At 64.8% G+C, this 22164-nt stretch carries 13 protein-coding genes; 7 read left to right on the forward strand and 6 right to left on the reverse strand.

Features of this window, described 5'->3' with window-relative positions:
- Positions 1–381 precede the first annotated feature (381 nt).
- Positions 382–714 carry an RNA-binding protein gene (locus tag NTV05_04530; GenBank protein MCX6543663.1) on the forward strand — a complete coding sequence of 111 codons (333 nt, stop codon included), beginning with the start codon at positions 382–384 and terminating at the stop codon, positions 712–714.
- A gap of 125 nt (positions 715–839) precedes the next feature.
- Here NTV05_04530 and NTV05_04535 read toward each other — a convergent pair whose 3' ends face one another.
- The gene (locus NTV05_04535; GenBank protein MCX6543664.1) at positions 840–2966 is read right to left on the reverse strand and encodes a M3 family metallopeptidase; all 2127 of its coding nucleotides are present in this window, start codon (positions 2964–2966) and stop codon (positions 840–842) included.
- A gap of 388 nt (positions 2967–3354) precedes the next feature.
- On the opposite strand from NTV05_04535, the gene NTV05_04540 reads away from it, so the two are divergent.
- Positions 3355–4815, forward strand: a complete 1461-nt coding sequence (locus NTV05_04540) for a glycoside hydrolase family 28 protein (protein MCX6543665.1) — start codon at positions 3355–3357, stop codon at positions 4813–4815.
- A gap of 161 nt (positions 4816–4976) precedes the next feature.
- Here the strand turns inward: NTV05_04540 and NTV05_04545 are convergent, their stop codons facing one another.
- Positions 4977–5453, reverse strand: a complete 477-nt coding sequence (locus NTV05_04545; protein ID MCX6543666.1) for a hypothetical protein — start codon at positions 5451–5453, stop codon at positions 4977–4979.
- Positions 5454–5518: 65 nt separating this feature from the next.
- Positions 5519–7594: a pectinesterase family protein gene (locus tag NTV05_04550; GenBank protein ID MCX6543667.1), complete on the reverse strand. Its 2076-nt coding sequence runs from the start codon at positions 7592–7594 to the stop codon at positions 5519–5521.
- Between the two features lie 384 nt (positions 7595–7978).
- Between NTV05_04550 and NTV05_04555 the strand changes: the two genes are divergently transcribed.
- The 3 genes from NTV05_04555 (at position 7979) to NTV05_04565 (ending at position 12362) form a co-directional block, all read left to right on the forward strand.
- Positions 7979–9397 (forward strand): glycoside hydrolase family 88 protein, encoded by a 1419-nt coding sequence (locus tag NTV05_04555; GenBank protein MCX6543668.1) that lies wholly within the window; start codon positions 7979–7981, stop codon positions 9395–9397.
- Positions 9398–9487: 90 nt separating this feature from the next.
- A complete protein-coding gene (locus tag NTV05_04560) occupies positions 9488–10663 on the forward strand; it encodes a DUF4861 family protein (GenBank protein ID MCX6543669.1) in 1176 nt (391 codons plus the stop codon).
- A gap of 160 nt (positions 10664–10823) precedes the next feature.
- Positions 10824–12362 (forward strand): tagaturonate epimerase family protein, encoded by a 1539-nt coding sequence (locus NTV05_04565; GenBank protein MCX6543670.1) that lies wholly within the window; start codon positions 10824–10826, stop codon positions 12360–12362.
- A gap of 27 nt (positions 12363–12389) precedes the next feature.
- Here the strand turns inward: NTV05_04565 and NTV05_04570 are convergent, their stop codons facing one another.
- Entirely contained in the window at positions 12390–12866 is a 477-nt protein-coding gene (locus NTV05_04570; GenBank protein ID MCX6543671.1) for a nuclear transport factor 2 family protein, read from the reverse strand.
- A 256-nt stretch (positions 12867–13122) separates the two neighbouring features.
- Between NTV05_04570 and NTV05_04575 the strand changes: the two genes are divergently transcribed.
- Both NTV05_04575 and NTV05_04580 read left to right on the forward strand, forming a co-directional pair.
- On the forward strand, positions 13123–13815 hold the full coding sequence (locus NTV05_04575; protein ID MCX6543672.1) for a carbohydrate-binding family 9-like protein: 693 nt from the start codon (positions 13123–13125) through the stop codon (positions 13813–13815).
- Positions 13816–13972: 157 nt separating this feature from the next.
- Positions 13973–16732, forward strand: a complete 2760-nt coding sequence (locus NTV05_04580; protein ID MCX6543673.1) for a M14 family metallopeptidase — start codon at positions 13973–13975, stop codon at positions 16730–16732.
- Here the strand turns inward: NTV05_04580 and NTV05_04585 are convergent.
- Together NTV05_04585 and NTV05_04590 are read right to left on the reverse strand one after the other, a co-directional pair.
- Complete coding sequence (locus NTV05_04585; GenBank protein MCX6543674.1) at positions 16726–19005, reverse strand: S9 family peptidase; 2280 nt, start codon at positions 19003–19005, stop codon at positions 16726–16728. The genes NTV05_04580 and NTV05_04585 overlap by 7 nt on opposite strands.
- A 393-nt stretch (positions 19006–19398) precedes the next feature.
- Positions 19399–22044: a TonB-dependent receptor gene (locus NTV05_04590; protein MCX6543675.1), complete on the reverse strand. Its 2646-nt coding sequence runs from the start codon at positions 22042–22044 to the stop codon at positions 19399–19401.
- Positions 22045–22164: the final 120 nt, after the last annotated feature.

The following is a 22164-nucleotide window of genomic DNA, read 5'->3' on the forward strand; positions in this document are numbered from 1 at the left end:
ACAGACTCCCATAAAGTCAAGCCCTTTCTTCCGAATGCGACAATAGCGCCGCCCGGGCCAGCTGCCCCGTCAGCGCACCGGCGTCGACCCCGCCTGCTGTTTCTCAGGGATCACTTACTATGGGTTCCGAAACGGCTGCCCCCGGGGAGGGGATCTTGACGGATTGTGCTATGATTATCTGGTCAGGTGGAAGCCCGCACTCTGCAGTGACACGCGATAGAGACGAATCGAGTCGCCTTCGACTCGCTCCTGCGCGACGTTCTCGCCGAAGTCACGAGCTGCCATCGAAGGACGATCCGTGGTGGATCGCCGGTATTAGTCAGGTGACCTTCCTGCGGGCGGGTCACATCGGTCTCGTGGATGAGACGAGGAGCAGATGCAATGGGTAGAAAACTGTATGTCGGCAACCTTCCGTACACGACGGGCGAACAGGACCTTCAGGAACTGTTCGGCAAGGCCGGCCAGGTCGATTCCGTCAGCGTAATGCGCGACATGGCCACGGGCCGGGCTCGCGGGTTCGCTTTCGTGGAAATGGCCACTGACGCCGATGCGCAGAAGGCCATCGCGGAGTTGCACGACCATCCATTCGGCGGTCGCAATCTGACCGTCAACGAGGCGCGTCCCCGCACCGAGCGGTCCGGCGGCTTCGGCAGCGGCGGCGGCAACAACCGCGGCGGCGGCGGTGGCGGCGGGCGTCGCGAGTCGCGCTGGTAGTCTCGCGCTTCAATTGACCATGTTTCCGGGGTCGGTGCTTCCTGCACCGGCCCCGTTTTTATGCTCGCCTGATGGCGCCCTCACCTTCTCCGGCCGATCGTGGTCAGGAAGCAGGAAGAGGTTCGCTATTTCAGTCCCCTCTTCTTCAGCAGCGGCTCCACGCTCGGCTCGCGGCCGCGGAAGGCGATGTACAGCGCCATCGGCTCCTCGGTCCCGCCCTTCTCGAGGATGGTCCGGAATCCCTTCGCCGTGGCCTGGTCGAACAGGCCCTTCTCCCTGAACGCCTGGAACGCGTCCTGGTCGAGCACCTCGCTCCAGATGTAGGCGTAGTACCCCGAAGCATAGCCGCCGCCCGGCCCGAAGATGTGGTTGAAGTACGGGCTGCGATAGCGCGACACGATGTCGGGCGGCAGCTGAATCCTCGCGAGCGACGCATTCTCGAACGCCGTCGCGTCTTTCGGTGGCCCCGGCGGCAGCGTGTGCCAGTCCATGTCAAGGAACGAGGCCGCGAGATACTCCACGGTGATGAACCCCTGGTCGAACTGCGCCGACTTCTTGATCTTCTCAACCAGCGCCGCCGGGATCACCTCGCCCGTCTTGAAGTGCTTCGCATACACCTGCAGCACCTCGGGCTCGAGCGACCAGTTTTCCATGATCTGTGACGGCACTTCGACGAAGTCGCGCGGGAAGCCGCCGAGTCCGCGATACGGCACCTTCGACAGCAGCGAGTTGAGGCCGTGACCGAACTCGTGGAACAGCGTCTCGACCTCCTCGAGGCTCAGCAGCGCCGGTTGGTCGCCCGTCGGTTTCGAGAAGTTGCAGACGTTGACGACGACCGGTGTCACACGCTTGCCGTCCTTGAGGCGCGTGCCGCGGAACGAGCTGCTCCAGGCACCGACGCGCTTGCCCGCGCGCGGATGGTAATCGGAGTAGTAGATGCCAAGGTGCGAGCCGTCCCTGTCCTTGACCTCGAACGCCTTCACGTCGGGATGGTAGACGGGCAGATCGGGCCGCGGCGTGAACGTCAGGCCGTAGAGCTTGTTGGCCACGTAGAAGGCGCCCTGCTGCACATTGTCAATCTTGAAGTAGGGCCGCAGCGCCTGCTCGTCGAGGTCGTACCGGGCCTTCTTGACCTTCTCCTGGTAGTAACGCCAATCCCAGGGTTCGAGTGTGAAGTTCGCGCCGAGCGACTTGATCAAGGTCTGCTGGTCGGCGGCCTCCCTCAGCGCCATCTCGCGGGCGGGTTTCCATAACTGATTGAGCAGGGCGTAGACCTTGTCTGGCGTCTTCGCCATGTTCTCTTCGAGCACGAAGTCGGCGTGGCTCTTGTAGCCGAGCAGTTGCGCCCGTTCCGCGCGCAGGGCGGCGGTCTGCGCAACGTTCACCTTGGTGTCGTACTGGTCGTTGTGATCGCAGCGCGTGATGTACGCCGTGAGGATCTGCCTGCGAAGCTCGCGATTGTCGGCGTACTGCAGGAACGGCCAGATGCTGGGCGCTGCCAGCGTGTAGACCCACTTGCCGGGCTTCCCCGCTTCCCTGGCCGTCTCGGCCCCGGCCGCGACCACGCTTGGCGGCAGCCCGGCGAGATCTTCCACCTTGTCGATCACCAGTTGGTAGCTGTTGGTCTCCTTGAGCAGGTTGTCGCCGAACTTGATGCCGAGCGTCGATAGTTCGGCATTGATCGCGCGGAACCGCTCCTTCTGCGCGGAAGTGAGATTCGCGCCACCGCGCACGAAGCTCTTGTAGTTCTCCTCGAGCAACTTGGCCTGCACGGGCGGCAGCTTCAACGCGGCCCGCGCGTCCCACACGGTCTTGATCCGGGCCCACACATTCGGGTTCAGCCGGATGTCGTCGCGAAGAGCCGACAGCAGCGGCGCAATCTCGCGATTGACCGCCTGCAGTTCGGCAGTCGTGTTAGACGACTGGAGGTTTGAGAACACGGGAGTCACCTTGCCAAGCAGATCGCCGGCGTTCTCGAGTGCCTCAATCGTGTTGGCGAAGGTGGGCCGCTGCGGGTTGTTCGCGATCGCGTCAATTTCCTTACGCTGCTGCGCAATCGCTTCCTTGATCGCCGGCACGAAGTGCTCAGCCTTGATCTCCGAGAACGGCGGCACGCCGAACGGGGTCGTCCAATCCTTGAGCAGCGGGTTGTCGGCCAGCGGGGCCGCGGCCGGTTTCGCCGGCTGCTGCGCCACCACGGGCACGAACGGGACGGCGAGCAGGAGCATAAGCAGGATGATGCGTTTCGACATTGGAATCAGGCCTTCCGGGGGACTCGTACAAGAGAGGGACATCAGGGGGCCGGGCCGAAACAGGCGGCGGCTTCGCCGCCGGGACGAGCCGTCAATGTACTCGCCCCGGACACCAGACTGCAAGAGGCCGCTCTGGTAACACTTACTTATGGCTCGACAGGCGGGCATGGCTGGAACGTCCAGTTCGTGGCACGCGGTGATGACGTCGGGCCGGAAGATTGGCCCGGCCACGAATCGCGGACCGGCCTCGATCTCCCGCACAATCTGTTCACGCCCGATGGATGTCATCTCGCGTTCCTTTCGCTGGCAGGCCATGGTAACCCGTCCCGGATTCAATCGGACCCAGCAGATGGATTCGAGGCGACATTTCTGGCACAATCGCGCCGTTATGACTCAGACGGATCCATCGCGCCGCCGTTTTCTGAAACTGGTGGGAGCCGCAGGCCTCGTCGCCGCGTCTCCACTCTCGGCGTTCGGCTTCACCGACGCCGCATGGTCGACCATCTTCCCCTCCATCGGCGCCGACGACGCGTGGAAGGAAGCGGCGGCGATTGTGGCCCGTGTCGTCGCGCCGAAGTTCCCCAATCGGGATTTCGATATCACGAGGTACGGCGCGATCGGCGACGCCACGACGGACTGCACGGAGCCCATCGCGCAAGCCATCGCGGCGTGCGGGCGGGCGGGCGGCGGACGCGTCGTCGTGCCGAAGGGTGAGTTCCTCACCGGCGCGGTTCACTTGAAGAGCCGTGTCAACCTTCACGTGGCGGCGGGCGCGGTGCTGCGATTCCAGCGCGATCCACGGCACTACCTGCCGCTCGTGTTCACGCGCTTCGAGGGCGTCGAGTGCATGAACTACTCGCCGCTCATCTACGCCTTCGAGCAGCAAGACGTTGCCGTCACGGGGACCGGGACGCTCGACGGCAACGCCGGCGACGCGCACTGGTGGCCGTGGAAGGGACGGGACCCCAAGGAGAAGGCCAGCATGGCCAATCAACTGGCGGCCCGAGCGAAGCTGATCGACATGGCGGTCAAAGGGGTGCCGGTCGCTGAGCGCGTGTTCGGCGACGGCTCATATCTCAGGCCGAATTTCGTCCAGCCGTACCGCTGCAAGAACGTGCTCATCGAGGGCGTGACGATCATCAACTCGCCGATGTGGGAACTGCACCCGGTGCTCTGCACGAACGTGACCGTGCGACAGGTCAACATCAAGAGCCACGGACCCAACAATGACGGCTGCGATCCGGAGTCGTGTCGCGACGTGCTCATCGAAGGCTGCACGTTCGACACGGGCGACGACTGCATCGCGCTCAAGTCGGGCCGCAACGATGATGGGCGAAGGGTCAACGTCCCGATCGAGAACGTCGTCATCCGCGATTGCGTGATGAAGGCCGGACACGGCGGCGTCGTGGTGGGCAGCGAGATTTCCGGTGGCGCCCGCAACATCTTCGCCGAGCGGTGCCGGATGGACAGCCCGAACCTGGACCGCGGGCTCCGGATCAAGACCAACTCGGTGCGCGGAGGCACGACCGAACACATCTACATGCGCGACTGCACAATCGGGTCGGTCACCGAGGCGGTCGTGACGGTGAATCTGTTCTACGAAGAAGGCGACACGGGCAAGTTCCCGCCGACGGTCCGCGATATTGAAGTGCGAAACGTCACCAGCAGGAAAGGCCAGTACGCGTTGCTGCTCCGGGGCTACACACGCACCCCCATCAGCGACATCAGGATCATTGACTGCACGTTTGACGGAACGGAGAAACCGGATCTGATCGAGGGCGTCAAGGGCCTGGTGCTCACCAACACACGGATTAACCGCCGGTTGAGGAACGAGACGATCAACAAGTAGAGCGCACGCGTCAGTGACGGGCGGGCGGGACGTCTTCCTGCGCGGCCCAGCCCCTCAGCGATTCTGTCTCGCTCTCCAGGCCGGGCATTCGCGGTCGAGCAACTCGGTCGCCCAAGGTCCGAGCCAGCTGTACCCGGCACGGCGTTCGACTTCGATCTCGCTCAAGCTGAACTTGATAATCCCGTCGCGTCCGGAGTAGATGGGGCGGTTCGTCCCAATCTGGTAGAACCGCGCCCAGAGCGGCGGCGCCGCCGGGTCGGCCGCGGCGACGACGTCCCGACCGTGCGGACGCGCACCCGCGTCGCGTCGTCTACGAAGCCGAACGGGGCGCGCGACTCCCCGATCTCACGCAGCAGCCGCATGACGCCGATCATCGCATTGTCGTTGAACGTGATGCAGCGGGAGTAGTTGGTCCGAAGCGGATAGTACTGCGGCCAGCCGCCGTTCTTGTACTGCGCCGCGACGAGGTACGCGAGCCCCGAGTCGAATGCATCGCGGAAGCGCGCCTGCTTCGTCTGGTCGAACACTCGAGCGAGGTACCGCAGTTGAGTGTGGGTGGACCCGTTGTCGATCGTCGAATCGTTCAGCTCGCGCTCGTCGCGGCGTGTTACCTGGCCTGCGGACCCAGCCTCGCGCACGACGAACCCGGCCTGCCGATCTATGGTTGCGGTCCCTCTTCCGGCGGCCGTTTACCGCCGACGAGCTATTTCAAGTACGGCGCGAGCGCCGGCACCAGACGCATAAGTTCGTCGGCGACGATGGCGCCGAAGGCCGTGCTCGCTGACGTCGAGAGATGCGTGGTGTCCGGCGTGCCGTCCGCCTTCTCGATATTGAACGCCTCGGCTGCTGCCTCACCCATCCGGTCGAGCAGTTCGACGCTCCTGGCGTGCAAGTCGATCACGGCAACACCCTTCTCAGCCGCGACCGCCCTGGCGGCGGCGGCGTAGTCGCCAAGATCCGAGTGGATCTTTCCGTCCGGGCCGAACAGCCGTCGAGTGAGCGGGGTCACGATGATCGGAGTGACACCGGCGGCTATGGCCTCATCGACGTACTGCCCGAGATACGCCCGGTACGTCGTCGTCGGATCGGTCTCGCGGTCCGGCCCCTTACCTGGCATGTCGTTGTGTCCAAACTGGATCAGCGCGTAGTCGGCACGAGCCTTGAGCGCCTCGGTCCAATGCCCCTCAGCGATAAAGCTCTTCGAACTGCGGCCGTTGCGCGCCAGGTTGATGCAGTCGGCGCGATCCCCGAGCCGCTTCTTGAAGCCGGATCCCCATCCGGCTTTGTCTGTCACGGTCGAGTCGCCGACCAGGACGATGCGGACGCGCCAGGTGGGCGACTTCGCCGCGGATGGCGGCACAGGGCGCTCGGGTCGCGCAGGAGACGTCGTTTGAGACGCGCCGGCAACGGCGAGTGGCGTACGCCCGGTGCGAAACGACCAGTCGGGCCCCACGATGATCCCGGACGCCGCGACCGAGTCCACGCGCCAGAAGTAGATCGTGCCTGGTGTGAGGGGACCCACCGGAAACCGGGTGGCACTGACGTCTCCGCGGACGGGCGGCGGGTTCGCCGTCCCGAACGACACCCTGTACCGCTCCGCGTCTCGCGAACCGACCCATCGCAACGCGGCAAGATTCACGGGCACGTCGCGGTCGCCGTCCTCGGGCCGCGGCGTCGAGGTGAACGGCAGCACCGAAGGCATGGTCTCCTCCGGATCCCACCGCCCCTGAAACGTCCAGACCGGCGTAATGTCGCCCGCGCGAGGCGCGCCGTCGGCGCTCTCCAGGTTGTCAGCGAACCACGCGAAGTTCCCGCTCTCGCGCTGGTTGTTCCAGAAGTAGCTGCGGGTCGGCCACTGATACGCGCTCTCTGCTGACGGCCGGTAGATCGGCCGGTTTGCCATGTTGGCCGAAAATCGATTGTCGAGGAGAAAGAACTGTCCATCGCGGTTGTTGCGGCCGAGCGGGAAGCCCGGCACGCCATCGAACGACGATCGGCGGATGACGAACCTCTGGTCCTTGTCCCTGCTGCCGTCGTGCCAGATGCTCGCCGTCAGGTTTCGCCCGAAGAACCGGCTGTTCGTGATGTAGCACCAGCCGCGCGGGCACACGTAGTCGACCCATCCTTCGAAATCGCAGTCGGCGTGGTAGTACATCCCGTTGCCGGTGTTCCAGAGGCTCAACGTGTCACCGCCGTCGGCGATGATCTTCGCGTGCACGATGACGATCCGCGTCGCGATGCCGCCGCTTCGAACGGCAAACTGGTGGTCGTGGTCGCCGTGGAGGCGGCCGTAGTTGTTGTGGACGGTCAGGTTGCCCAAGAAGATGTCGCTCGATGTGTCGCCAATATTGACCACCGCGGCGCCCCAGTCGTCGGGATGATCGACGCGCCAGTTCTTCCGGAGTTCGGCATACTGGACGACCGTCTTGTCGCGATCCTCACCGACGACCGCGACATGGCTCGACTTGATGAAGATCTTCTCGCGATAGGTGCCGTTCCTGATCAGGATCGTCTTCGGCGTCCGGTTGTCCTGCGAGATCGCATCGAGCGCCGACTGGATCGTGCGGAACTGGCCGCTGCCATCCTGCGCGACCACCAATATCTGGCTCCGCGCCGCCGTCTCCTCCTGGCGTCCGGCCCGGGGAATCGGGCCTGACCCGATTTCAGGAAGGGACGACACCTGCACAGTCAACGCCGCGGCCGCAACGACGCCCGCACACACACTCGCCGCGGCGGCGAGCGGCCGGCATCGCCGGACAGGCCTGTCATCCGTCGACATGGCCGCAAGACTACACGCTGGTCATACCACTTTGCAACACTCCGAAGTTCGGCTATCATCCTGCCGGTCTTGCTTCGGCGGGCGCCGGTGCCTGATAACTGGCTCAATATCTGAGTATTTCGAGAAGTCGTGATGGGTGAGCCCCCGCTCATTCCGTGCCGGCGAGGCACAAATGTCGAAGAAAGAAACCATGAGAGGAACGGCTGAGCTCGGCGAATTGGACAGCCCAATTGCCGTTCGACGTGTGCCGTAGTCGGAAGACGCGGTGGCGTCGCAGCCGTGGGTCAGGCAGTCCGGGTTTCGTCGGTGCTCGCAACCCACGTCAGTTCAGGGCTCAGTCGACGCCAGCGGCCGACGGTGCATGTGGCCAGGGAGAAACCGACCATGACTCATGAACGCGTGAGACAGGTGATTGCAGCCGGGATCGGCGCGCTGATTGTGGCTGGCGTGGTCGCGGGGCCAGCGGCCCGGCAGCAATCGCCCAAGCCCGCCGCACCGGCCGTCTCGATTGAAATGACCGGACGGTCGGACCCGTCGTTTGCGCAGCCATCGCTGGCCCCTGGCGTGGATTACACGGTGCCGGCCGAAGCCGACATCAAGCAGGTGCTCGATCGCGTGCGCGACTACTTCGTGACGAACACCCCGTACCGGATCATCGACGCGGTCACCAACCAGCCCATCACCGATTTTTCCAAACCTGTGAAGACGGCGGGTATCGACTCCCGCATCAACGAATTCAACGACTGGACCTACTCGATGGGCGTGGTCCTGGCCGCGATGAACCACATCACCGACGTCACGGGCGATCAGCGCTATCAGAATTTCAGCATCAGAAACTTCGACTTCATCTTCGACCACATCGACTACTTCAAACGTCAGGCGGCGGCGTTCGGCTCGCAACGGCTCGGCTATCGCCGCCTGATCGAGATGCGGGAGCTCGACGACGGCGGCGCGATGGGGGCGGCGCTCATCGAGACGTACGCGAAGAAGCCGGACCCGCGCTATCGGGCGGCCATCGACGCGGTGGATGCCCACATCTCGACCAGGCAGCTTCGCCTCGCGGACGGAACACTTGCCAGGCCTCGTCCCCAGAAGGTGGCCCTGTGGATTGATGACGCCTACATGAGCATCCCGTTCCTCGCCCAGATGGGCAAGCTCACCGGCCAGCGCAAGTACTTCGACGACGGCGCCCGGCAGGTGATCGGAATGGCCGAGCGGTTACTGGACCGGACCACGGGCCTGTATGACCACTCCTGGTTCGAGAACAACGCGGCGGATCCGCGCTTCTACTGGGGCCGGGGCGCAGGATGGAGCCTGATGACCACGGCGGAACTCCTGAGCGTGATGCCGGACGACCACCCGGACCGTGCGAAGGTGCTGGCGATCTTCCAGCGCGCGGTGCAGGGCGTGACGCAGGTGCAAGGCAGCACGGGCCTCTGGCACCAGCTGCTCGACAGGACCGACAGTTACCTCGAGACGTCGGCCTCCGCGATGTTCACGTTCGCGATTGCCCGTGGCGTCAACCGCGGCTGGCTGGCGCCTACCTACGCGCCGGTCGCCCAGACGGGATGGCAGGCTGTCGCGCGGCGCGTCCGTCAGGACGGCCAGATCGAAGGCATCTGCGTATCGACCACCGCCGCCTACGATGCGGTCTATTACTACAATCGGCCAACCGATCTGAAGGCCATGCAGGGATATGGCCCGGTGCTGATGGCGGGCGCGGAAGTCATCGCGATGCTTCGCGCGTTCGACATCGAGAAGTCCGTGAATACGTTCCACTATCGAGCGCGGGCCACCAAGTAGCCCGCTTCGTGCTGAGCGGACGTTCTGACCGGGCTGTCCAATGAAATCACGTCGCCGTAATCATCAGTCGAAGCACGAAGGAGCCAGCATATGACGCGTCTGACCACTGCCCTGATCATCGCTGTCGGCGTGCTGCTCGCGGCGGCCGCGTTACCCGCAGCAGCGCCGGACGGCCTGGTCACGGTGCGCAATCCGATTGATCTGGCCCGCGCGAACGAGACCGTCGTGCTGCCGGCGACGGAACTGATGACGCTCCTCGCCGTCGACGATGTTCGGAAGGTGCATGTGCTCGACGGGGAGATGGAGGTGCTCGCTCAGGCGGTCGATCTGAATGACGACGGGAAGTTCGAGCAGCTGATTTTTCAGACCGACATCGGCCCGAACGCCACGAGGACCTTCAAGCTGGCGGCTGGCGCGCAACTGACGCCGAAGGTGTCGGACTTTAAGGCGTACGGCCGGTTTGTCCGCGAGCGCCGCGACGATTTCGCATGGGAGAACGACCGCATCGCGCATCGGATGTACGGAGCCGCACTCGAAACGTGGGCCCAGGAGCCGCTGACCAGCAGCGCGGTCGACGTCTGGACCAAACGCGTCCGGCGGCTGATCATCAATGACTGGTACATGGTTGACGACTATCACCACGACAACGGCACGGGGGGCGACTTCTACTCGGCCGGAAAGAGTCGGGGCGGCGGCGGAAGCGGACTCTGGATCGACGGCACGCTCTACCCGTCCGCGAACTTTCGTGCCTCGCGTGTGCTGGCCAACGGCCCCATTCGCGTCCTGTTCGAGCTGACCTACCAGAACTGGGACGCCGCAGGCGCGAAGGTGTCGGAAGTGAAGCGCATCACGCTCGATGCCGGGCAGAATCTGGACCGCTTCGAGAGCGCGTACCTTGTCGAAGGCGCGTCACGCGACCTGGCCGTCGCTGCCGGCATCAAGAAGCAGCCGGGTTCGGAGATTGCGACGTCGAAGGAAACGGGAATCATGAGGGTGTGGGAACCGGTCCAGGTGAAGGGCAACGGCAATCTCGGCCTCGGGGTCATCTTTGATCCGTCACAGACGTTGACGTTCACCGAGGGCGACGGCAACTACCTCGTAATCGCACCCCTGCGTCCCGGCCGGACCGTCTCGTACTACGCCGGGTTCGCCTGGGACCGGAGCGGTGATGTGGCGAACGCCGCCGAGTGGGATGCGTACCTGAGCCAGTTCGCGCGGCGCCTGAAGTCCCCGCTGGAGGTGACGCTGGGTGCGCGGCCGCGGTGAGACGGATTGAGATAATTGGACTTACCTCAGCTACATCGATACCAACACCACGGGCGACATCCAGCTCGGGGTTAAACTGACGTTCTAGAGAGACGAACCCATCGGGAGCGGCCCCCCCTTCCTGGAGGGTGGGCCCGGCTGCCAATCTCGGAGCACATCGATGAATTCCGCAGGTACGATCCTCACCGTGCCGAATCTCCATGTCCGGCCACAGTCGGTGGTGGCGGGCGACGACGGCGAGTGGGCACTCGCTCTGACGAATGACGATGTCCGGCTGTTGGTCTGTCCGGCGGCTGGTCACGAGGATGTCTTGCGGAGCTATGAGGGCGAATCCGGCGAGCATGACGGACACCGTCTCCTGATCGGACCGACCAGCGCCAGAAACGCCGCGGGGCTCCGCGCACACCTGTCCTGGCTGGCGCCACAGCCACTCGGCCTTTGCACGTCGTTTGGCTTCGGCGATCGTCTCGGTCTGGCGACTCCCGGGCACGTGAGGGCGCTGAAAGCGGCCGGCGGTCCCATCATCCCTGTGTTTGCGCAGCAGTCTGCCCGCGAGTTGACGCGAACCGGCCGCACGGCGCAAGACGTGCTGGACGCCGCGACGTGGGGAGCGTTCGCCGAGGGCTGGAAAGGCCGGCAGGGCGCCGACGCGGATCACCTGAAGACCACAGCCGACATTGACGACTACCTTGCCGCTGGCTTCACGATGTTCACGATCGATCCCGGCGAACATGTCGGACAGATCGAACCGGATGCGACGTCAAGTGATCTCCGGCTGGGATTTGACGCCCTCCCCTGGTCACTGATCGAGGAGACTCCCGCGGCGCTGCTGGCCCGATACGCAGGCCGGGTATTCGACATCGAAGGTCACCCGATCCGTCTCGGCGAGGAGACGCTGGTTCGCGCAGCCATCAAGTACGCGCGCGCCGTCGTCCACGTAGCGGTGATGTACAGGCACCTGCTCGCGGTTGCCGGGGCCCGATCGGTCGAACTCGAAGTCTCGGTCGACGAAACCGACTCGCCGACATCTCCGGCTGAGCACGTGTTCGTCGCGAGCGAACTGCGGAGGCTGGGCGTCACCTGGACGAGTCTTGCGCCGCGGCTGGTCGGACGGTTCGAAAAAGGCGTGGACTACATCGGCGACGCCGCCGCATTCGAGGTCGATTGGAAGATCCACTCGGCCATCGCGCGCGTCCTGGGCCCGTACAAGTTGAGCCTTCACTCTGGGTCCGACAAGTTCAGCATCTATGCGGCCGTCGCCACCCACACGCGCGGCATCGTACACGTCAAGACAGCGGGCACCAGCTGGCTCGAAGCGCTTCGGACACTCGCCGCCACCGACCCACCCCTCTTCCGTGAGCTTTACCGGTTCGCCAGAGGGCGCTACGACGACGATCGCGCCAGTTATCACGTCTCGGCCCGGCTGGACGCGATGCCGGATCCCGACAAGGGGACCCTCTCAGATGAGCAACTGCCTGCCCTGCTCGACCATTTCCACGCACGCCAGGTGCTCCACGTTACGTTCGGGTCGATCCTGACCGCGACCGCTCCAGCGGGAACTGGCCGATTCTCTGACCGCATCATGGCAGGCCTGCGTGCCCACTCCGAAGCATACGCCGGCAATCTAGAGAGGCATTTCCTCCGTCATCTGGCGCCGTTCGCCGCATCGCACGATCGCCGGCTACTTCCCGAACGATAGCGCCGCGCCGCGTCGGTCGTTCGCGGCCTACATCGACGCGTCCTGCACGAGGCGCCACCCAGCGGGCGTGCGGTGCCACACGATGAGGGTCAGCCCCGAGACTGGGGGTTTGATGGCGTACGTGAGGTGCCACCGTGCCGCCACAGTGACGGCAGACCCGCCGGGAGCCACGCGCGCTTCCAGCACGTCGAACGACAGGGTACCCATGGCAGTCGTTCCGGGGTAGCGTTGCTTGTACCTCTCCAGAACAGCCTGACGCCCTCGCGTGATCCCACTCGGCGAGATGAACAGCGCGTCGACGGCGTAGACGGCACAGAACGCGTCGATGTCGCCGCGCGACCAGTCGCGGGCGCTCTGCTCAAAGAGAGCGAGCACCTCGGCGCGCGGGTTGGAGGCGGGAGGCGCCTGCGCGGTCACAGAAATCCCAGGCGCCATCACGGCGATCGTCACGACCGCCACGACCGTCATGACGCAGGATCGAATTGGCAGCGTGATTATGCTCATACCGCGGAGTATACCCGCGGGAACGGGCGGCGCCACCAGTCCGGCTGGTCCTGCCGTCGGTTCTTCCGCCCGTCTTCCCGCCCGTCTTCCCGTCCGTCTTCCCGCCGGTCTTCGGGCCGGTCCTTGACGCCCGCCCGGCCCAGTCCGATACTGGCCAGAACCGGTTTCACTATTCGTTCTGACGGTTGAGAGAGGTGCCGCCTCCGCAGGTAGTGAAGCCGTCTCCAGAAAGACCCTTGAACCCGCGAGGACACCGATGGCGCAGATCTATCGCGACTCCGAGGTACCCGGACCCGACGTGTCGTACCGGGTTGCCCGAACTGACGCGACGCCGAAGGCGCTGCTCCCCGGCCATCATCAAGACTGGGCCAGGGCTCAAGCGGTGTCGTGGGGACCGCATCAGTACCGAACGACCTTCAGGGCGGTGTGGAACGATGCGGGGATGGCCGTCCGCTTCGATGCCATTGACGATCGTCCGTGGCACACGATGCTCCGACGCGACGACGCGCTCTGGGAGGAAGAAGTCGTCGAGATCTTCCTCGACCCGACGCGCTCAGGGGCCCATTACGCCGAGGTGGAGATCAGTCCCATCAACATCGTCACCGACCTGCACGTCGTTACGCCGTGGCCCCATCTGGAGAACGTGCGAGGGTGGGACTGGGCCGGCTTCGAATCAACGGTCATTCCGGGGGCGGCGTTCGGGCTGCCGGGAGGCAGCTGGACGGCGCTGGCCTGGCTGCCGTGGAGCGGGCTCGCGTCGATGACGCCGGCCGTGTCTCCACTCGTGCCGCCGACACGCCGGGACACGTGGCGCTTCAACGTGTTCCGGATCAAGCGTCCGCACGGTCCGGCCGAGCCGGAGCGTGATGCAATCTATGCAGCGTGGTCCCCGCCTGATGGCCCGAGCTTCCACGCGCCGGCGTTCTTCCGAGATCTCGTCTTCGAGTAGCCGCTCCGCCCCCGCGCGGCAAGCCGCTTCGACGCACCGTCGTCCTCGACATGGCCGCGTTGCTTGACAGCGTTGGCCGTCAACGAGATGATCCCGCCACGCGCTGACGGCCCCGTCTGCGCACGTGCCCCGGTCGACCAGAATGAGAGGGTGAGTCATGATCGTACGCAACGTGACGCTGCGGATGCTGGCAAGGTTTATGGCGGCTGGTGTCCTGGCGTCGCTGGCCATCGTCCCCGCCGTTGCTCAACAGGCCATCACCAGCCCGAAAGACCAGCTGGGCTTCGCGATCGGCGACGACTATCAACTCGCCAATTACACACGGCTTGCGGCGTATTGGCACACCCTGGACGAACAATCCGATCGGGTCTCGGTGGTCGAGTACGGGAAGACGTCCGAAGGCCGTCCGATGTTGATGGCCGTGGTCACGTCGCCGGCCAATCACGCCAGGCTGGAGCATTTCAAGTCCATGGCGCGGCGCCTTGCGCTCGCTGACGGTCTGACCGACGCAGACGCAAAGCAGCTGGCGGCCGAAGGCAAGGCCGTCGTGTGGATCGACGCCGGCCTGCACGCGACCGAAGTCGCCAACGTGCCGGCCCTCACCGAGCTGGTGTACGAACTGGCCAGCCGCAATGATCCCGAAACGCTGAAGATTCTGGACAACGTCATCCTCCTTGCGGCGTTCTCCAACCCCGATGGCCTCGAGCTGGTGGCCGATTGGTACATGCGCGAGGCGGACCCGCTCAAGCGATCGATGGCGAACCTGCCCGTCCTTTATCAGAAGTTCATCGGCCACGACAACAATCGCGAGTTCCTGCTGATGAACATGCCGGAATCGGAGGCCGTTGGCCGCGTGCTCTACCGTGAATGGTTCCCGCAGATCATGTACAACCAGCACCAGACCGGCCCCGCCGGCGCGGTGCTGTACGTCGGCCAGATGCGCGACCCATCCAATCCGTACCTCGATCCGCTGATGGCGCCGAGCATGGAGCTGGTGAGCGCGGCGATTCACACGCGCTTTATCGCGGAAGGCAAGCCGGGCGCCACCAACCGATCGATGGCGAGCTACCAGAACTGGTGGAACGGGGGCATCCGCAGCACGGCCTGCTTCCACAACCAGATAGCGATCCTCTCCGAGATTTCGGGCAGCCCGACGCCGATCACAATCGACTTCGTGCCGAAGAACCTGGTCGCGACCAATGACAACCCGTTTCCGGTCCAGCCCCAGACGTGGCACTTCCGCCAGACCATTGACTACCTGCTGACCGCCGATCGCGCCGTGCTCAGTGTCGCCGCCGAGCACCGTGAGGCGTTCCTCTTCAACATCTACCGGATGGGGAAGAACGCGATCGACAAGGGCACCCGGGATACCTGGACCGTGTCCGCAAAGACTGTGGCGACCGTCGAAGCCGCCGCTGTCAAGGACGGGGTGAGGAGTCAGGGCCGGGGCGGCACGCCCCTGAAGTACTACGAGGCGATGCGCAGTCCCGCGGCACGGGATCCTCGGGGCTACATCATCCCCGCCGATCAGGCCGACTTCCTGACGGCGACAAAGTTCGTCAACGCGCTCATCAAGAATGGCGTCGCGGTCGATCGCGCAACGCGGGCATTTGAGATTGGCGGCCGAACGTATCCCGCCGGCTCCTTCGTCGTCAAGACGGCGCAGGCATTCCGGCCGCACATCCTCGACAATTTCGAGCCGCAGGACTACCCCGACGATTTCGCCTACCCCGGCGGACCGCCGATCAGGCCGTACGATGTCACCGGTTATACGCTCGCGTACCAGATGGGCGTCCAGTTCGACCGCATGCTCGAGGCGTTCGACGGCCCGTTCGAGCGGATCGAGGGCTGGGCCATCCCGCCTGCCGGCAAGGTGACCGGACAGAAGGCTTCGGGATTCTTGCTCAGCCACCAGGTCAACGACAGCGTGGCCGCGGTGAACCGACTGCTCGCCGGCGGCGAGTCCGTGTATTGGCTCAAGCAGCCGTTCACGGTGGGTGGCAAGACCTATCCTGTGGGGACGATCTACGTGCCGGCCGCCAAGTCCACCGCCGCGCTCGTCGACAAGCTGGCCAGGGACATCAGCCTGACCATCGAGGGCATCAACGTGCGGCCCTCGGGAGACGCGCTTCGGCTGAAGCCCGTGCGCGTCGGCGTCGTTGACGTGTACGGCGGCTCGATGCCATCGGGCTGGACGCAGTGGCTGCTGGGCCGCTTCCAATTCTCGTACGAGGTGATCTACCCGCCCGCTCTGGATGCGGGCGGCCTCGGGGCCAGATTCGATGTGCTCGTCGTCGACGCGGGGCTCGTGTCAGAACCGGGCCGCGGCGAGGGACGACAACCGCGTCTCGATCCGGCCGCGGCGCTGCCCGAGTATCGCGACCGCATCGGTGCCATCACCGAAGCGCGGACGATTCCCCAGCTCAAGCGATTCGTCGAGGAGGGCGGCACGATTATCGCCGTCGGCAGTTCAACGTCACTCGCTACGGCGTTCGGCCTGCCGCTCGCCAACGCGCTCGTCGACCCGAACCAGTCGCGGCCGCTGCCGCCAGAGAAGTTCTACATCCCCGGGTCAATCCTGCGGGCTCACGTGAACACGATCGATCCCCTGGCCTACGGACTGCCGGAGATTCTGGACGTCTTCTACAGCAACAACCCGCTGTTCCGCGTGCCGGCCGGCGGCCCGGTCCGTTCGGTCGCCTGGTTCGGCCCCGACACCGTCGTCCGGAGCGGATGGGCGTGGGGGCTCGATGCCGTCAAGGGTGCGACCACTGTGGCCGAAGCCGATCTGGGCAAAGGCAGGTTGTTGCTGTTCGGACCGCCCGTGGCGTTCCGTGCTCACCCGCACGCCACGTTCAAGTTCCTGTTCAACGGATTGCACTATGCCAAGGCGGAGCCGGTGACGCTCCGTCACTGATCGAGCGTGTCGAGCACGGTGCGCCAGGAGAACTTCTTGCCGCTGCCGCGCACGTAGTAATCCATCCACGCCATTTCGCTCATCGACTTGGCGAACTGATTGCGTGCGTCTGGGATGCCGTGTGTCTCGCCCGGGTACACGAACAACTCGGTCGGCACACCGAGCCGCTTGAGTGCCATGTGCAGTTCGATCGACTGCGGGCTCGGCACCCGCGGGTCGCCCAGGACCACATGGATCATGGTCGGTGTCTTCGCGTTCTTGATGTACTTCAGCGGAGACTGGCTCCAGTACGCCTCGAAATCGTCGTACGGGAGCTTGTTGCCCAGGTAGAACTGCCGGCTGCGCTGCGTGTCGCTCTCCGCGTACATCGAGATCCAGTTCGATGTCCCCGCGCCCGAACTGATGGCCTTGAAACGGTCGGTATGCGTGAGAATCCAGTTCGACCAGTGACCTCCCGCGCTCCAGCCGAGCGCGCCCATGCGCGATCCGTCCACAATCCCCTGCGCGATCAGGAAGTCCACGCCCGTCATGATGTCGTCGAAGCCTGGCGGGAAGTAGTTGTTGACGATGCCGTTCCTGTGCTGTTCGCCGTAATTGGTGGATCCGCGGTAGTTGGGCCTCAAGACCACGTACCCGGCTCCGGCGTACACCTGCGATCCGTACCCGCCGTTGAAGCTGAGCACGTCGGCCGACGCGGGCCCGCCGTGGATGGCGACAATCAGCGGATACCGCTGGCCGGGCTGGTACCCGACCGGCTTGACCAAGACGCCGCCGACCATGCGCCCGTCCTTTGACTTCCAGGAGATCTCCTCCTGCTCGCCGAGGGCGAACTGGCGCACCTGGGGGTTCGCGTCGGTCAATGCCTTCCACGCGGACCGGGTCGCCACCTGATCGATGGCCGGCACCGTGAAGAGCGTTGAAGACGTGGTCCCGTCCGCATACGTGATGAGGAGCACGCCGCTCTCTTCGTCAAGCCGAACCGTTAGCGACGCCTTCTCGTCGGTCAACTGGCGAACGGCGTCCTTCGTCACGTCAAGCGCCAGCAGTTGATCGGTCGCGCGGACGCCCTCGTTGAAGTAGATCGTGTTGCCGTCCTTCGACCAGAACCCCACGGTGATGTCGCCGTCGAACGAGGCGCCGATCTTGCGCCACTTTCCACCGCGATCGGTCACGGCGCGGATGTACACGCGCCGGTTCTTCATGCTGAACTTCTCGAGATCGGCAGGCGCCGAGAACGCGATCCATCGCCCGTCGGGAGAGAAGCTCAAGGCGCTCTCACCCACTTCGGCATTGGTCACCAGCCGTTCGACCTGACCAGTGGCCGCCTCGAGCAGGTACGGATCGCTGTTGATGTTCTGTTCGTTGATGTTGCGGTCGTACCGGCCGGCAGAGATCCCGCGGAATCCAACCCACTTGCCGTCATCGGAGATCGAGACGTCCGATACGGTGATCGACGGGTCCTTGGTCAACTGCGTCGTCTTCAGGGGATCGATGTCGACGGCCCAGAGGCTGGCCAACGGCGTTTCCGGGTTGCGGATGTCGACCGTGAACTTCTTCTCCCTGCGCTGTTTCTCGTCCGGGTCCGGTGTGTCCGGGCCGACAAAGTAGATGCGACGGCTGTCGGGCGCCCACTCCCACGCGCTGACGCCCGCAGCCTGTTTGGTCAACTGCTCTGGTTTGGCGGTGTCAATGCCAGCGACCGGCAAGCGGTACAGCTGTTCCTCGGCCGACTTGCCGCTCCGATACGCCAGCCAGCGGCCGTCGCGGCTGAACGCAAACGTGGAAACGCCATCCTTGGCGTCCGTAATCCGCCTGGCTTCGCCACCGTCTGGCCGCATCAGATACAGCTGGTTCTGAGTCGCCGCCGTGGTGGGCGCTTCGCGGTTCGAGGCGAACACAAAGAAACTGCCGTCGCGCGCCCAACGCGGCTCGGTTTCGTTCTTGTCCTTGGTAAACGTCATCTGCCTGGTTGACGACACTCCCTGCTGCAGCGAGACGAGGTAAATGTCCGACTGCCGCTTGGCTTCCTTCCAATCTGGCGTCGTGATCGTGTAGAGCATCCATCGGCCGTCGGGGCTCGGGGCCACCGCTCCGACCTGCCTCATCTTCTGCATGTCGAGAAAGGTCATGGGCCGCTTCGCGGCCACGGTCTGGGATGACCCCGCCTGGGCCGCCGGTGCCTGCGACAAGAACAACGGCGCCGAGCCAATGGCGAGCAGCGCGATAATCAAGGTGAGGACGGTGCGCGCGGCGGTCGAACGAGAAGTGATCATGGCTGCCTCGTCTGTCGTGTGATGGACCGTTGTCCTATGCCGGCGGCCTGGCCGGTGTCGATTGCCTATCATCGTCAATGCGGGAGGACTGTCAAGTGGGGCGACGGACTCCACCCCGGCCACGCTGGAGCGTGGCGATCCCAGGCTCGCGACGGATAGGACAGGTGAGCGGCCTGACACCCGGCAGTTGGTCAGCGTAACACCCCTGGGATCACCGTAAGGGCACGGCATGCCGTGCCCCTACCTTCGACGGGGCAGCACGAGCCAGGAAAACGACGGGGTGGTGCCGGCACGCCTGCGGCACCACCCCTTTGGAGGCAGCTCACGAGAACACTCGAAGCTGACGACCGGGCGCGGCCCCTGGCGAGGGTCGCGCAAGGTCCCTTCCTCTCCTTACAGTCCTTTCACGTGTACGCCGATTGTGAAGCTCCGGCCGCGAGCCGGCGCAAACTGGAACTGCTCCCGATAGAAGCGGTCCGCCAGGTTCTCGACGGCGAACACGAGCGACACCCGCCCGGTCTTCGGACTCAGGTTGACCCCGGCCGACAGGCGGTGCACCGTGAAGCCGCCCAGCCCTAACAGATCCTGGGCAATGAGGTACGGCGAGTCCAGCAGCGTCGGCGCGACGCGTGTGACCTTCGCCTGCACGCGGCCGTCGTACCCGATCCACCACCGATCGTGTGCGTCATTGAACCGCGCGCCGAACGTCACCTTGGCCGGCGAGATATTGTCTTGCGGCGTTCCCGCCAGTGAGACGCCAGTCAGCGGATTGGCGCCGGCGAGGACGGTCCCGCGCGTGAACGCGCCCGTGCCGAACAGCGTCACGACGCCGGCCCTCAGGACGATGGGCACATTCACGTCTCCTTCGACGCCCTGAATGCGGACATCGGAGAAGTTGATGGCCTGCGACAAAGGTCCCGAAGGTGTCTGAGACACGATCTCGGTCGAGATGAACCCGTGGTAGGTGTTGGTGAAGTATCCCGCTGACGCCGCGTACCGGCCGCGGCGAATCTTCAGACCGACATCGACGTTGTCGCCGGTCTCGGGCCGGACGGTGACGTTCGGGGCGATGGCACCGACGGTGGCGGGGCCCGCAAACAGCAGTTCCTCGAGATTTGGATGACGGTAGCTCCGCCCGTAGCGAGCCAGCATCGTCACGCCCTCAGCCAGCTTGACAACGACGCCCAGGTCGCCGGTCAGCGCGCGGCGTGAGATGCGATCGCCGCCTGGGCTCGGCAGCGTCGCCGGGTCTATCGCCGGAACGGCGCCGGCGACGAGCGAGTCGACCGTGTACCCCGACGTGGCCTTCGTCGCCACACTGTACTGGTCCGCGCGAATGCCGGCGACGACACGGACGAATCGCGACAAATCCCATTCATCCTGCGCGTACGCACCGAGGTCGCGGAACGACGCGTTGGGCACGCGAACCGGATGAGTGATCGACGGCGCGCCCACCAGCGTCGGAGTGTCGAACACGTTCGCCTGTGGTCCGCGCGCGCCGAGCGCGACGTTCCCGATGATGGTGGATTGCGTCGAACTGGTGCGGCTGTCCTCGCTCCGGTCGTCGTAGGCCATGACGCCAGCCGTCACAACGTGGTGGCGGGCCGGCACGAACGTGGCCTGCACATCGACACCCGGGGTTCGCACGTGCTGCTGCGTATCGCTCACGATCTGGAGTTGATAGACGTTGATCGGGAAGAACGCGGGCGACGGCACGGGATATTGCACGGGGAACTGGTTGCGGAGTAGACGATTCTGATCCTGAAAATAACCCGACACCTTGAGGTTGGTGAACCAGGGCGTAATCGCACGAACCTCGTACTTCATCGACAGGCGGTCGAGGTTGTTGAACGGCAACGACACCTGCTGGAAGAACGTCGGCTGCTGGAAATCCGGGAATCCGGCATTCTCAATCCGCCGGCGGATGTACTTGACCTGCAACGTCTGCTTGGCGCTGATGGCCAGCAGCCCGCCGATGTTCATGTTGTCGCTCGTCGCACCCGAAGTCGGGATGACGGCGGTCGTACGGGTATACGCCTGATTGAACGGGTCCGGAAACGCCTTGAACGCGAACCCGAAATACGTGTCGATGGTGTCGACGTTCTTGATCTGACCGGAGGCGAAATACGCGTTTGTGTTTTCGTTCTTCCCGGCGGCGCCTGCCGTGTAGTTGTCGAACGTGTCTTTCGAACCCGAGATCTGGAAGGCGAATCGAGGTCCGCTGGCGCCGAACGATACCGTGCCCCGGCGGCCGTTCTCGTTCGAGCTGTACAATCCGTCGAAGCCGTACGTCAGCCTGAGCGCGTCGCTGAACCGCGGCTGGTTGGTGATGATGTTGACGGTCCCGGCCAGCGCATCGGTTCCGTACAGCACCGAGCCCGACCCCCCAACCACTTCGATGTTGTCCACCGAGTTCACGTCGACCAGGCCGACCTCGGTGCCCGATCGATCCGTCGCCGTGCGGGCGTTGTTGAGGCGTTCGCCATCAACCAGCACCAGCAGCCTCGTCGAATCGAGACCTCGCACTCGGGGCCGCACCTCGACCGGACCGCTCCCGACCGGCGTCACGCCGGCGGCCAGCATCAGCGCGTCACCGGTGGAGGCCGGCGCGCGCGACTCGAGGACATCCCGTGACAGGCTGTCGGTCCGGAGCGGCACCTGATTGCCATCGCGCTCGTTGCGCATGGCCGTCACGGTGACCCCGACCTGCACCGAGCCTGGCACCAGCGTGGCCGCCACCTTCTGCACCGACGAACTGTCGCCGACGTCGACGGTTCGCGCATCGGGCGAAAAGCCCTCGCGCTCCACGATGACGAGGTACGAGCCCGCCACCAGATTGCTCACGCGGAAGGCGCCGGTCGCATCCGTCCTGGTCACCGACTCCTCGTTGGTCGCGAGGTTCCGAACAACCACCCGCGCCGCCTGGAGCACGCCACCCGAGGCGTCTTTCGCCGTCCCGACAATATCGCCGGCCCATGCACAGGGGGCCAACGCCAGCATCACCACCACACTCCACCACACCGTCTGTCGTCTCAACATGATTGCATCCACTGATTAGCGATCGGCACACGCAGCGCCGATCAGAAGTTGTCCATGAAGCCGTGCGGCTTCGACTGACGTTCGGCGGTCCTGCCTCGTGCGCAGACGCGCACGCGGCGC

It is taken from the genome of Acidobacteriota bacterium (genome assembly GCA_026393755.1).
Taxonomy (GTDB): Bacteria; Acidobacteriota; Vicinamibacteria; order Vicinamibacterales; family JAKQTR01; genus JBAXOX01.